10 protein-coding genes are annotated in these 14634 nt (G+C 40.1%); 9 read left to right on the forward strand and 1 reads right to left on the reverse strand.

What is annotated here, in order from left to right; genetic code table 11:
• The first annotated feature begins 294 nt into the window (after positions 1-294).
• The 4 genes from nhaC (at position 295) to glpK (ending at position 5839) form a co-directional block, all read left to right on the forward strand.
• Positions 295-1680 (forward strand): Na+/H+ antiporter NhaC, encoded by a 1386-nt coding sequence (gene nhaC / locus KSU66_RS14990; RefSeq protein WP_269052278.1) that lies wholly within the window; start codon positions 295-297, stop codon positions 1678-1680.
• A 201-nt stretch (positions 1681-1881) separates the two neighbouring features.
• On the forward strand, positions 1882-3522 hold the full coding sequence (locus tag KSU66_RS14995) for a glycerol-3-phosphate dehydrogenase/oxidase (protein WP_269052279.1): 1641 nt from the start codon (positions 1882-1884) through the stop codon (positions 3520-3522).
• Between the two features lie 61 nt (positions 3523-3583).
• On the forward strand, positions 3584-4138 hold the full coding sequence (locus tag KSU66_RS15000) for a glycerol-3-phosphate responsive antiterminator (RefSeq protein ID WP_269052280.1): 555 nt from the start codon (positions 3584-3586) through the stop codon (positions 4136-4138).
• A gap of 207 nt (positions 4139-4345) precedes the next feature.
• Positions 4346-5839: a glycerol kinase GlpK gene (gene glpK / locus KSU66_RS15005; RefSeq protein WP_269052281.1), complete on the forward strand. Its 1494-nt coding sequence runs from the start codon at positions 4346-4348 to the stop codon at positions 5837-5839.
• A 91-nt stretch (positions 5840-5930) separates the two neighbouring features.
• Here glpK and KSU66_RS15010 read toward each other — a convergent pair whose 3' ends face one another.
• Complete coding sequence (locus tag KSU66_RS15010) at positions 5931-7175, reverse strand: dicarboxylate/amino acid:cation symporter (protein ID WP_269052351.1); 1245 nt, start codon at positions 7173-7175, stop codon at positions 5931-5933.
• A 349-nt stretch (positions 7176-7524) separates the two neighbouring features.
• On the opposite strand from KSU66_RS15010, the gene KSU66_RS15015 reads away from it, so the two are divergent.
• The 5 genes from KSU66_RS15015 (at position 7525) to yihA (ending at position 14547) form a co-directional block, all read left to right on the forward strand.
• A complete protein-coding gene (locus KSU66_RS15015; RefSeq protein ID WP_269052282.1) occupies positions 7525-8496 on the forward strand; it encodes a tetratricopeptide repeat protein in 972 nt (323 codons plus the stop codon).
• 111 nt (positions 8497-8607) lie between these two features.
• Entirely contained in the window at positions 8608-9894 is a 1287-nt protein-coding gene (gene tig, locus KSU66_RS15020; RefSeq protein ID WP_269052283.1) for a trigger factor, read from the forward strand.
• A gap of 150 nt (positions 9895-10044) precedes the next feature.
• Entirely contained in the window at positions 10045-11310 is a 1266-nt protein-coding gene (gene clpX, locus KSU66_RS15025) for an ATP-dependent protease ATP-binding subunit ClpX (protein WP_269052284.1), read from the forward strand.
• Positions 11311-11644: 334 nt separating this feature from the next.
• Positions 11645-13969: an endopeptidase La gene (gene lon, locus KSU66_RS15030; RefSeq protein WP_269052285.1), complete on the forward strand. Its 2325-nt coding sequence runs from the start codon at positions 11645-11647 to the stop codon at positions 13967-13969.
• Positions 13966-14547 (forward strand): ribosome biogenesis GTP-binding protein YihA/YsxC, encoded by a 582-nt coding sequence (gene yihA, locus KSU66_RS15035; protein WP_269052286.1) that lies wholly within the window; start codon positions 13966-13968, stop codon positions 14545-14547. Before lon ends, yihA begins: the two co-directional genes overlap by 4 nt.
• The last annotated feature ends 87 nt before the right edge of the window (positions 14548-14634 follow it).

Consider the following 14634-nt stretch of genomic DNA (forward strand, 5'->3'; position numbering starts at 1 on the left):
AAAGGTGCTAAAATTCATATAAATAACAATCATAAAAAGTAAATAATATTGAGAGATGGTACAGTAATTTTATTGCCAGCAGCAAATAGAGACTGAATGATTGGTGGGAATTCAGGCAGCAATATATATGAAGTACGCCATTTGTTATACTCAATTTAAATGAAGTGGATGGCAAACCTAGGTTGGCTCATCAAATAGGGTGGTAACGCGGAGTAAATCTTCGTCCCTTGCAAGGGGATGGAAGGTTTTTTTTGTATTGTTTTTTTAATACCAACTATTTAGGGGGACACCAAGATGTTTCAGATTAAGGAAATTATTTCACCTACATTCAAGGAAGCGCTGGCACTCGTAGTAGTAATCATAACGATGATAAGTGTTTCAATTATCAAATTTGGTTCTGTTCCTCATTTGCCAATTTTGTTCTCTATATTATTATTGATTTGCTATGGGCTATTTAAGAAAGTTTCTTATCGTAAGCTTGAAGTAGGCTTGGTTGAGGGAGCCGCGGCAGGTATGAGTGCAGTGTTCCTATTTTTCTTTATTGGTTTATTGATCAGTAGTTGGATGATGAGTGGAACGATTGCAACCTTGATTTATGTAGGGTTTAATCTGATTACGCCGACATTTTTCTTTGCTATCGTGTTTGTTGTAACGTCAATCGTTGGTTTGGCTATTGGAAGTTCTTTAACAACAGTCGCTACTGTCGGTGTTGCATTTATTGGTATGGCGGCTGCGCTTGATTTATCATTGGCGATCACAGCAGGCGCAATCGTTTCAGGCGCATTTTTCGGAGATAAAATGTCACCACTCTCGGAGACGACCAATCTTGCTTCGTCAATCGTCAGAGTAGATTTGTTTGAACATATTCGTAATATGGGTTGGACAACATTTCCAGCATTTGGATTATCGCTCATAATCTTTGGCCTACTATCACCAAAAGTCACTTTAACGGAAGTCGATAAAATAGTTACCTTCCAGGAAGGGCTATTGAGTACAGGGATGATTCATTGGTATACAGTCATTCCACTGGTAGTCCTGTTTATCTTGACGATGTTCAAATTGCCAGCACTTATGACGTTAGCTGCTAGTTCAGCTGTCGCAGTTGGCGTTTCATTTTTCCATCAAAGCTTTGGCGTCTCTGAAGTGCTTAATATTTTGTTTGGTGGTTTTGTTTCGGCTACAGGGATTGTCGAGATTGATGAGCTACTTTCACGCGGCGGCGTTGAAAGTATGATGTTTACAATCGGCTTAGTGTTGTTGGCACTTAGCATGGGTGGGTTATTGTTTAAGCTTGGAATTGTACAAGCACTCCTTGCCAAAATTGAAAAGTTATTGAAGAAAGCGTCATCGGTTATTGCAGCTTCTGCATTTACTGCTATCGGTATTAACGTGCTTATCGGTGAACAGTATTTATCTATTTTATTGACCGGACAAGCTTTTCAATCACAATATGAAAAAGTCGGACTAGAGGGCAAGAATCTAAGTCGGGTAATGGAAGATGCTGGTACAGTTGTTAACCCACTCGTACCTTGGAGTGTTTGCGGTGTATTTATAACAACCGTGTTGGGCGTTTCTACAATAGAGTACTTGCCATTCGCATTCTTTTGTCTGCTATCGCCAATACTGACAATCCTGTTCGGCTTTACTGGTAAAACATTAACGTTTCAAGAGAATAAATAAAACATTCTTATCGCGTTTTGATCTTAATTAAGTTAATTCAAAACACTTTGTAATTCTGTGTTATTGTGATAAACTGAATGTAAGTTAATAGATAGGGTTTGAGCTATTGAGAGACCCCAAGAAAAGGTTGCCCACTGCAATCCGTTTCTTGGGGTCTTTTTTCATCTATTATATTCGTAATTAAAGAAGGAGACGATAAAAATGACAAACTTTTCATCACTACAACGGGAAGCGACATTTTATAAATTAGCAACAGAGGAATTTGATTTAATTGTTATTGGAGGGGGAATATCCGGAGCTGGTATTGCCTTAGATGCTACGGCGCGAGGATTGAAAACAGCGCTTGTTGAAATGGATGACTTCGCTTCAGGTACTTCAAGTCGTTCAACAAAACTTGTCCACGGCGGATTACGCTATTTAAAACAACTTCAAATTAAAGAAGTTGCGGAGCTTGGGAAAGAACGGGCAATTGTATACGAAAATGGGCCGCATGTAACAACTCCGGAATGGATGGTTCTTCCTTTTCATAAAGGTGGAACATTTGGTAAGTACTCGACGTCATTAGGTTTGAAAGTATATGACTTCCTTGCAGGCGTTAAGAAAGAAGAACGAAGAAAAATGTTAACGCGAGAAGAATTACTTGAGAAAGCACCACTCGTGAAACAAGAGGGCCTATTAGGTGGCGGTATTTATGTTGAATATCGTACGGATGACGCTCGCATGACAATCGAAGTTCTGAAAGCAGCAGCTGAAAAAGGGGCGACGCTCGTAAACTATGCGAAGGCCGAGTCGTTTATATATAATGAAGAAAAAATTACAGGTGTGGAAGTAATCGATACGTTAACAAATGAAAAAGTTGCTATTCATGCAACGAAAGTTGTCAATGCTGCTGGTCCTTGGGTGGATGATGTGAAGGACATTGAAGGGGAGACAACTGGTAAGCACTTAATATTATCCAAAGGTGCCCATCTTGTATTCGATCAAAAAGATTTTCCGCTACACCAGGCCGTCTATTTTGATACGCCTGATAAACGCATGATATTTGCAGTGCCTCGTGATGGTAAAGCATATGTAGGAACAACAGATACCTTCTATAAAGGGGATCCTAGAGCGATGCAAATCACGGAAGAGGATCGCACTTATATATTAGATGCCATTCATTATATGTTCCCTGGCCTGAACTTGACGGAAGATCACGTTGAGTCGAGCTGGGCTGGTGTCAGACCGCTTATCCATGAAGAAGGTAAAAGTCCTTCTGAAGTTTCAAGAAAAGATGAAGTATGGGAATCTGGGATGGGTCTTATTACAATTGCAGGTGGGAAGTTGACAGGTTACCGCAAAATGGCAGAAACAGTAGTGGATAAAATCGTAGATCAATTGGGCAAAGAAGAAGGGCGTCACTTTGATAAATGCACGACGAAAACCTTACCAATCTCAGGTGGAGATGTTGGGGGCTCTTCGAACATGCAGCACTTTATGTCGGAAGCAATTAAAAAAGGCCAATCACTCGGATTTACTGAACAAGAAAGTCGCCACTTAGCAGCTCTTTATGGCACTAACGTAGACCAAGTATTCGCCATACCTTTCGAAGCGCACACAGGAATGCCGCGTATATTGTATGTGAAATTACGTTATGCAATCGACAATGAAATGGTTGCTAAACCAACTGATTTCTTTGTTCGTAGAACTGGGGATATGTTCTTCAATATTGCCAATGTTAAAGATGGTAAAAAAGATGTCCTAGATGAAATGGCATTCATCTTTAGTTGGTTAGAAGAAGAGCGTCAACAATACGAAAATGAATTACTTGAAGAGATAAGCACCGCAACTACCATTCAATAACATGCTATATTAGTATTATGAATAATTCGTGCTAGAAGTATGATAAAAGGAGTTGAAGTAGATGCCTTTTCGCAATCAAAAAATATTACCTGCCGCAAGAAGCTTGAAGCAGTTTGACCAATTGCTCAAGAGTCCATTTGAGTACATTGTTCTTTTAGAAGTGCATATTGGTAATCTTAAAACCCTTAAAATAGAAGCAGAGAAATACGGCAAGAAAGTGATTATACATGCGGATTTGATTCAGGGATTGAAAACGGATAATTTTGCAGCTGATTTTCTATGCAATGATATCAGACCCGCCGGAATAATTTCGACAAGGTCCAATATGATCATAAAAGCTAAAGCCAAAGGGATTCTAGCTATACAGAGAATGTTTCTTTTGGATACAATTGCATTGGAAAAAAGTTATTCATTGCTAGATAAAACAGCACCTGATTATATTGAAATGTTACCGGGCGTAATACCTGAACTCATTCATGAAGTTTATGAAAGAACAGGCATCCCAATCATTACTGGGGGCTTAATCCGAACGAGAAAACATGTCGAGGATGCTTTAGATGCAGGGGCTGTGGCAGTGACAACGTCAGATCACGAGTTATGGGAATCTTTTACCTAAGATTGAGAATTAAAGTCTGAATTTGTACCTTTTTTATAGAAGAGATTTTAATGTGCATTTTTCCAGGTGACAATTAAAGGACTCTAAATAGCGTGGACTTGCTGTTACGATGCAAGTCCACGTGATTGGCGTGCAGTATAATTACAAAATAAATAATGAGTTGGCGTACGCCGAGTATGTAAAAGCTCAATGACAGGGGAATGAACAATGACTGAAAAATACATAATGGCTCTTGATCAAGGCACGACAAGTTCACGGGCGATTCTATTTGATAAAAGCGGTAAGGTATTTCACTCAGTGCAACAGGAATTCACAACCTATTTTCCTGAAACTGGTTGGGTCGAGCAAAACGCCGAGGAACTTTGGAGCTCTATTTTATCCGTTATTTCTGGTGTGTTAACCGATAAAGGTATTTCAGCCGAACAAATCGAAGGCGTTGGGATTACAAACCAGCGTGAAACGACAGTCGTGTGGGATAAAAACACAGGGATACCTGTTTACAATGCAATCGTTTGGCAATCGCGCCAAACGATGGGTATTTGCGACGAGTTGAGAGAGAGAGGACATAATGAGCTATTCCGAGATAAAACGGGATTACTCTTAGATGCTTATTTCTCCGGTACTAAAGTAAAGTGGATTTTGGACAATGTTGAAGGTGCAAGGGAAAAAGCGGAAAGTGGCGATCTTCTTTTCGGAACAATAGATACATGGCTTGTATGGAAATTATCAGGTGGGAAAAGGCATGTGACAGACTATTCCAATGCGTCGAGAACCCTTATGTACAATATTCATGAACTAAAATGGGATGAAGAACTGCTTTCGATATTGAATGTACCTGCATCTATGCTTCCAGAAGTACGTCCTTCTTCTGAAATTTATGCGTATATAGAGGAAAACAATTTCTTCGGCCATGCTCCGCCAATCGCGGGAATTGCTGGTGATCAACAAGCTGCTTTGTTCGGACAAGCTTGTTTTGAGAGCGGTATGGTAAAGAACACATACGGCACAGGTTGCTTCATGCTGATGAATACAGGTGAAAAAGCTGTGAAGTCAGACCATGGTTTATTGACAACGATTGCATGGGGAATTGACGGAAAAGTAGAGTACGCACTTGAAGGCAGTATATTTGTCGCGGGATCAGCTATTCAATGGCTTCGTGATGGGTTGCGTATGTTCCGTAATTCATCTGATAGTGAAGAGTATGCTAAACGTGTTGATTCAGCAGAAGGGGTTTATGTTGTGCCAGCATTTGTCGGCCTAGGAACACCTTACTGGGACAGTGATGTGAAAGGCGGCATTTTTGGGTTAACACGTGGAACTGAAAAAGAACATCTAATACGTGCCACATTGGAGTCGCTTGCTTATCAGACAAAGGATGTACTTGATGCAATGGAAGCAGATTCTGAGATTTCTATAAAAACATTGCGTGTAGATGGTGGTGCCGTCAAAAATGATTTCCTTATGCAATTTCAGTCGGATTTATTGGATGTACCCGTCGAGCGTTCATTAGTTAGTGAAACGACAGCGCTAGGAGCTGCTTATTTAGCAGGACTTGCTGTTGGTTTTTGGAAGGATCGTTCAGAAATTTCGGCTCACTGGAATCAGGATCGACTTTTCAAACCAGAAATGGAACAGCAAACTAGAGAAGATCTCTATGTTGGGTGGCAAAAAGCAGTCAAAGCCGCCATTGCTTTTAAATGAATTAAAACTGTTTAGGGTTATTTATAGGGAATATAAAGAAGAAGAGAAGGAGTATATACTCCTTCTCTTCTTCTTTATTAGTATTAATTGATTAAGCTTTTGCTTTTTGCGCTTTCAAATCTCTTTTCTTCTCTGTTTCAGCTACATATAACGCACAAGCCGCATCGCCTGAAATGTTAATGGCAGTTCTAGCCATGTCCAGTAGGCGGTCAATTCCGAGAATAAGGCCGATACCTTCAACTGGAAGGCCAACGCTACCTAGCACCATTGCGAGCATGATTAAGCCGACTCCTGGGACGCCTGCTGTACCAATACTTGCGAGCACTGCTGTTAAGACGACAGTTACTAATTCAGTAAATGACAAATCAATGCCGTACGCTTGTGCAATGAACATCGTAGCGACACCTTGCATGATGGCAGTTCCATCCATGTTTATTGTCGCGCCAAGCGGCTGAACGAAAGAACTGATGGACTTTGGAATCTTCAACTCTTTTTGGGCTACTTCCATAGATATGGGTAAAGTTGCGTTACTGCTTGAAGTACTAAAAGCAACACTCATCGCAGGTGCAAACTTCTTGAAGAACCATACTGGGCTTTTTTTCGCCAGGAAAGCGACTGTTCCACCATAAGTGAAGGCGGCGTGAACGAGAAGTGCCACAATAACTACAACCATATAGGAACCCATTGCCCGAATTGCGGGAAGTCCTTGGGAACCAATAGCAGTAGCGATTAAACCAAATGTACCGTAGGGTGCGAATTTCATAACGAGGCCGACAAGGTACATCATGATCTCATTTCCTTGTTCGACAAGGTTTAGAATGCCTTTCGTCCTTTCGCCAAGCGCTGTTAACGCCATGCCGATAAAGACAGCAAACACAATTATTTGAAGCATATTGCCATCGGTCATTGCTGCAAGTGGATTTTTAGGAATAATATTTAATAGCGTTTCACCTACAGGTGGTGCTTCAGCGGATTCATATGCTGCACCCTCCAAATCAAAATCACCAGCCACGCCGGGTTGGATAACCGCAGCTAACGACAGTCCGATAATTATTGCAATCATTGTAGTGGTCAAAAAGTATGTAAGCGATTTCAACCCAATCCTGCCTAATTTCTGAGGATCACCGAGCCCTGCAGCCCCGAGAATGATTGATAAAAATACAAGCGGGACGACTAGCATTGTAATTAAGCTAATGAATATTCGTCCAAGAGGCACAAATAAGTACGTATTTAAAACATCAAATGCTGCCGGCGCGAACAGATTGAGCATAAGGCCAACAAGTGCTCCTAGAAAAAGTGCCATAATAACTTTTGTCGCCAAGCTTCTTTTTTTAATAATAATACCTCCTAGTTATTTAACTATAATAATCAGTGTAAATGAAATTGACAATATTAAACAGCTTTATTTATATTAACCAATTTAGATCAGGATTTTTTATCTTATTTCTAGTATATTAATGAACTAATAGGCACAAAATAGGAATGGTATGAGTGTCGAGACTGGCTAACGGTTAGGGCGATGAAGTTAACATAACTGGTTAAAAATTATCATAATATAGAAGAAGGTTATATTTGGAAAGATATTGGGTAAATAGAATAATGATTGCAGATATTATTTCGAATGAAATCATATTAATCGAAAAAGCGTTATGATATAGTGAGAATGATGGGAAGGGGATAGTGTAATGCCGAAAAAGTACAGAAGACTTCGCAAGAAAGAAAATATTATTGTATTCCCTGGAACATTTGAAAGACTGGTGGAACAAGGTACTAATTTTGTGCAGCAAGAAAAGTTTGACGAGGCTGTTGTGGCGTTTGACCAAGCCATAGTATATGAACCAGATCATCCGGATTTTTTAGGGCCATATGCAGTTGCTCTGTACGAAACAAAGGACTTCGAGCGTGCCAAGGAAATCGCGGCTATGCTACTACACAGTGGTACTTCAAATTACGTCGAGGCAATGGAACTGTATTTAACGATTTGTATCCAACTGCAGGAATATGAAGAAGTTGAAATGACAATTGAAACGCTATTGGATGAAAAAATCATTCCAATAGATCTCCTCACTAAATTTAAATATTTGAGAGATTTGAATAGTCGCCTAGCAGAACGCTATGATACAGATGAGTTGCCACCTGCGGGAACATTATTTACATTTGAGGATTTTATTGAAATGGATGTACTGATGCAACAAAAGTCGCTTGCTTCATTAGAAGGAACAGATCTTCGTCAAATGACGATGGTTCTCGAAGATATTGCAGAAAGCGTGCATTTATCGCCGCTAGTGATAACTTTTGCATTGACTCTTTTACATCAAGCTAATTATAACAAGGAACTAACAGTTAGAAAGTTTGGGCGCGAAGTTGTAGTTACCCCTGCCCAAATGACACTACCCGGACATGATGAACAGACTCAAAATGTCCTCTTGGAACTGGAACAACGTATGTTGCAAGACCCATCTCGATATGAAATGGTCCGAGGGCTTATTGAAAAGTTTGCCATTACCGCATTTCCATTCAGTTGGGGAAACTATCCTGCAGATGAAGTAGCGGACGCTTATTTACTATACATAGATAGTTTATTTTCTGGGGAGGAATTACCCGATACACCGCTCTGTACACTTATTAAGCAATTGGATAATGATTCAGACTTTTAATAAGTGTGAAATCTGTTGAAACATAGGGTCATTATGATATACTGTAATGGTTGTGAATAACGCATATAAGTATAAAAATAGATTCACCAAAAGATTCGGAGGTATTTAATTATGACAATTAAATGGGAAAAAGAAGAAGGAAACACAGGTACTCTAACAGTAGAGGTGCCAGTAGAGAAAGTAAATGCGGGGCTTAGCCAAGCGTTTAAAAAAGTAGTTAAAGAAGTAGAATCACCAGGTTTCCGTAAAGGGAAGATGCCACGTCCAATGTTTGAGAAAATGTATGGTGTGGAATCACTTTATAACGAAGCACTAGATTTCATTCTTCCAGAAGCATACGGAGAAGCGGTTGAAGAAGCGGGAATTGACCCTGTTGACCGTCCTGAAATTGATATCGAACAAATGGAAAAAGGAAAAACACTTATCTTTAAAGCTGTAGTTACAGTTAAGCCTGAAGTTAAACTTGGAGAATATAAAGGTATTGAAGTAACACGTCAAGACACTTCAGTAACAGACGAAGAAATTGAAGAGCAACTTAAAGATAGCCAAACAAAATTCGCTGAACTTGTTGTTAAAGAAGATGGCGAAGTTGTAAACGGCGACACAGTTACACTTGATTTCAAAGGTTTCGCTGATGGAGTTCCATTTGAAGGTGGAGAATCAGAAAACTTTGATCTTGAAATTGGTTCAGGATCTTTCATCCCAGGATTTGAAGAACAAATGGTTGGTATGAAAGTTGGAGAAGAAAAGTCAATTGAAATCACATTCCCAGAAGAATACCACGCTGCTGAACTTGCAGGTAAGCCAGCTGTATTTGAAGTGAAAGTAAATGAAATTAAAGGGAAAGAAATCCCTGAGCTGAATGACGAACTTGCAAAAGAAATTGATGAAGAAGTTGAAACTCTTGATGAACTTCGCACGAAGTTAAAAGAGAAGACTGCAGCTGAGAAATTGACTGCATCTGAAACAGCTCTTCGCGATGACCTTGTAGAAGCGGCTTCACGCGATGCAGAAATCGATATTCCAGAAGTGATGATCAACGCAGAAGTTGAGCGCATGATGGAAGAGTTCGGACAACGTCTTGAGCAACAAGGAATGACGCTAGATCTTTACTTCCAGTTCTCTGGACAAGATGAAGAAGCACTTCGTTCACAAATGCAAGACGATGCGCTAAGCCGTGTACGTGTTTCATTAACATTAGAAGCAATCGGAAAAGCTGAAGATATTAAAGTTGAAGAAGCAGACGTTGATGCAGAAATCCAAAAAATGTCTGACCAATTCGGAATGCCAGCTGAACAAATTAAAGCGACGCTCGGTGGAACTTCGGTTCTTGAAAACGATCTTCGTTTCAATAAAACAGTTGAATTCCTTGTGGAAAACGCGAAGGTTACTGAATAATATATAGAGTTTAGGACAAGGTACGGTTATCCGTACCTTGTTTTACATAGAACAAAGTTAATTTTATTGCTATGAAATTGGTTGGAAACGAATTAGTTGATTATACTTGAGGAGTCTTGTAAAATTGGCACTTGAATAGGGGTGAGCATAATGTTCAAATTTAATGATGAAAAAGATAACTTAAACTGTTCATTTTGTGGTAAGTCGCAAGAACAGGTCCGTAAATTAGTTGCGGGACAGGGAGTTTATATTTGTGATGAATGTGTTGAACTTTGTGCTGAAATCGTTGAAGAGGAATTTGGTCTTGAAGAGGGATTCGAGCTAAAAGACGTTCCGAAACCGAAAGACATACAAAGTATACTTGATGACTATTTAATTGGGCAGGACAGAGCGAAAAAATCACTCTCGGTCGCTGTATATAATCATTACAAGCGCGTTAATTCAGGGAGTAAAATAGACGATGTTGAACTGTCGAAGTCGAATATCGTTCTAATCGGACCAACGGGTAGTGGTAAAACGTTACTAGCGCAAACACTGGCACGTATTCTTGATGTACCGTTTGCGATTGCAGATGCGACATCACTTACTGAAGCCGGCTATGTCGGTGAAGACGTTGAAAACATTCTGTTGAAACTGATTCAAGCAGCAGACTATGATGTAGAGAAGGCCGAAAAAGGCATTATTTATATCGATGAAATTGATAAAGTTGCACGTAAATCTGAAAACGCATCGATTACACGAGACGTTTCGGGTGAAGGTGTTCAACAAGCTTTACTGAAAATCCTTGAGGGAACAGTTGCAAGCGTTCCGCCACAGGGTGGACGTAAGCATCCGCATCAAGAATTCATTCAAGTTGATACGACGAACATCCTCTTTATAGTGGGTGGCGCGTTCGACGGAATTAACGATATTATTAAACGAAGAATTGGTCAGAAGTTAATTGGATTTGGTGCTGAACCAAATATAATTAATGAAGAAGAATCAGTTCTAGGGAAATTAATCCCAGAAGATCTACAAAACTTCGGTTTAATTCCTGAATTTATTGGCCGTTTACCAGTACTGGCAAGCTTAGAGCCGTTAGATGAAGATACACTATTACAAATTCTAACGCTTCCTAAAAACGCCATTGTTAAACAGTATCAAAAAATGGTTGGACTTGATGACGTTGAACTTGAGTTTGAAGACGATGCGTTACGCGAAATAGCAAAAGCCGCAATTGAACGAAAAACAGGAGCTCGTGGCCTGCGTTCAATAATAGAAAATATTATGCTTGATGTTATGTATGAGCTGCCATCACTGGAAGAAGTGACTAAATGCATCATCACACGCGAATCTGTTTTGGGTGAGGCAAATCCAACTTTGTTAAAAGAAGATGGATCTGAAGTTATTTTGCTAAATGGAAAAAGTTCTGCATAAAGTTTAATGGATGAAGCTGGCACCTAGCGCGCACGTATAATTGCGCCTTTCGGTTGTCGGCTTTTTCTCTCTATATAAGTTGAATTATAGTTACTAAGTATATTGAGTACTTGTACAAACCGTTGATTTCCGTTCCGAACGGACAGTGCGGAGTTCAATCTTTCCCTGACGCTTTCCGCGGGCGGTCCGTGAGCCTCCTCGCTTCGCTGTGGGGTCTCACCTGGACGCGCTATTTCCGCTGGAGTCGCCGCTCTTCACTACAATCAACTAGGTGTTGTATTCATTAGTTCAACATATATATTATTTTTTATTATTTATCGGAGGTGATGTCAGCATGTCAAAAACTACTAATTACAACATACCATTATTGCCGCTTCGTGGGGTTCTTGTCTATCCTTCAATGGTTTTACATATTGACGTAGGTAGGGAACGTTCGAAAGCTGCGGTTGAACAGGCTGTAAAAGGCGATAGCTTTATTTTTCTGGCAACACAAAAGGATGCTGAAGTTGAAGAACCGGATTCAGATAATCTTTATGATATTGGAATCGTGGCATATGTTAAATCGATGACAGAATTACCAAATGGCACACAACGTATCCTAATTGAGGGAATGCAACGTGCGGAATGGACGAAGTATGAAGAAACAGAGGATTACTCTGTTGTCGAGGTAACGGGTACATCTGACGCGTTGGAAATCGACATTGAAATGGAAGCATTAATGAGAACTCTTCTTACATATTTTAAGAATTATGCACGGATTTCGAAAAAGATCAAGAAAGAAACGTATGATTCTGTAGCAGAAATTAATGAACCAGGCCGACTTGCGGATACAATTACTTCTCATTTGCCTTTGAAAATTGAAGCAAAACAAGAGCTCCTTGAAATATTTGATATAAAAGAGCGTTATGAGTGGCTTCTAAGTCGCCTGCACAATGAACAAGAAGTACTGAATATGGAAATTAAAATTCATGAACGTGTCAAAGAGGCAATGGAAAGAACGCAGAAAGAATTTTATTTACGTGAACAGATGAAAGCAATCCAAACCGAGCTTGGTGACAAGGACGGCAAAGGACTAGAAGTAATCGAATTACAACAACGCATTGACGAAGCGGACATGCCAGAAGCTGTAAAAGAAGCGGCTGAACGCGAACTTGATCGATATGAAAAAGTTCCAGCTGCATCAGCGGAGAGCGGCGTCATCCGAAATTACATTGAATGGCTCGTCAATGTACCATGGTCGAAGTCGACAGAAGACATGCTTGATATCAATCATTCGGAAATAGTTCTTGACCGTGATCATGAGGGACTTGAATTGGTCAAAGAACGAATTCTTGAATTTCTAGCAGTAAGACAGTTGACTAATTCATTACGTGGACCAATTTTATGTTTAGAAGGTCCTCCTGGGGTCGGAAAAACGTCGCTTGCGCGTTCGATTGCAGAGTCACTCGGCAGAAATTTTGTCCGTGTATCACTAGGTGGAGTGCGTGATGAATCTGAAATTCGTGGGCATAGACGTACGTATGTCGGCGCAATGCCAGGGCGTATTATTCAGGGAATGAAAAAAGCAGGGACGATTAATCCTGTTTTCTTACTTGATGAAATTGATAAGATGTCAAACGATTTCCGTGGAGATCCTTCTTCAGCAATGTTGGAAGTACTTGACCCCGAACAAAATTCAAAGTTTAGCGATCATTACTTGGAAGAAGCCTATGACTTGTCGGATGTATTATTTATTGCTACCGCGAATGATTTAAGCTCAATTCCGCGTCCTTTGTTAGACCGTATGGAAATTATTAATATTGCGGGCTATACAGAAATCGAAAAAAGTTCGATTGCTAAGAATCATTTAATTCCAAAACAGATGAAAGAGCACGGCTTAACAGGGGCACAGCTTAGAATTAATGACGAAGCAATTACTGATATCATTCGTTATTACACAAGAGAAGCTGGCGTTCGAAGTTTAGAGCGTCAAATCGCTGCACTTTGCAGAAGGACAGCGAAACAAATTGTCACAGGTGAGAAAAAACGAGTGGTTATTACAGCAAATACACTTGAATCAATAATCGGTAAGAATAAATTTAGGTACGGCCTTGCTGAACTAGTTAACCAAGTGGGTGTTGCAACAGGTCTTGCCTATACACAAGTAGGCGGCGACACGTTGCAAATTGAAGTGTCCTTATCCCCAGGAAAAGGCGACCTCATATTAACAGGAAAACTAGGGGATGTCATGAAGGAATCCGCACAAACAGCGCTTTCCTACGTTCGATCGAAGGTTTTGGACTTTGGCATTAATCCGAAATTCCACGAATCGTATGACATTCACATTCATGTTCCAGAAGGTGCTGTACCAAAAGATGGTCCATCTGCTGGAATCACAATAGCCACAGCGCTAGTTTCAGCATTGACGGAACGTAAAATTCGGAGAGAGGTCGGCATGACGGGTGAAATTACACTCCGTGGACGTGTTCTTCCAATCGGCGGTTTGAAAGAGAAAGCGTTAAGCGCACACCGTGCAGGATTAACGACAATTATAATACCGATTGAAAATGAACGTGATATTGAAGACATTCCCGAAAGTGTTCGTGAAGAATTAACGTTTAAACTCGTCTCGGACGCGGAAGAAGTGCTTGAAATCGCATTGGAGGGTGCAACAAAGTGAAAGTAAATAATGTTGAAATGATTATGAGTGCTGTAAGACCCGAACAATACCCAGGAGAAGGTTATCCAGAGTTCGCACTTGCTGGAAGATCCAACGTAGGGAAATCATCATTTATTAATACGATGATTGGGCGTAAAAGTCTTGCCCGTACATCTTCAAATCCAGGTAAAACGCAGACGTTGAATTTCTATAAAATTGAAGAACAGTTATTTTTCGTCGACGTGCCAGGTTATGGCTACGCTAGAGTATCTAAAACACAGCGTGAAATATGGGGAGAAATGATTCAAGAATATTTGACGAGCCGTGAAGAATTGCGCGCAGTCATTCAAATTGTTGATTTGCGTCATCCGCCAACAGCAGATGATAAATTAATGTATGAGTTCTTGATTCACTATAATATTCCAGCAATTGTTATCGGAACCAAAGCAGATAAAATTCCAAAAGGTAAGTATATGAAACATAGAAAAATAATTCGCGAAAACCTAAATATGCGACCAGAAGATCCACTTGTCGTGTTTTCATCTGAAAAAGGCATAGGCATGGATGAGGCCTGGAGCGAGATTAAAAAGAGAATGTAGTAAATATAGCTTAGTTGATGATTCGTTATCAGCTAGGCTTTTTTAAACCCTTTTGACATGAATAAGGGTTCTTGTTAGATTGTAAAT

The organism is Sporosarcina sp. G11-34, from assembly GCF_026931025.1.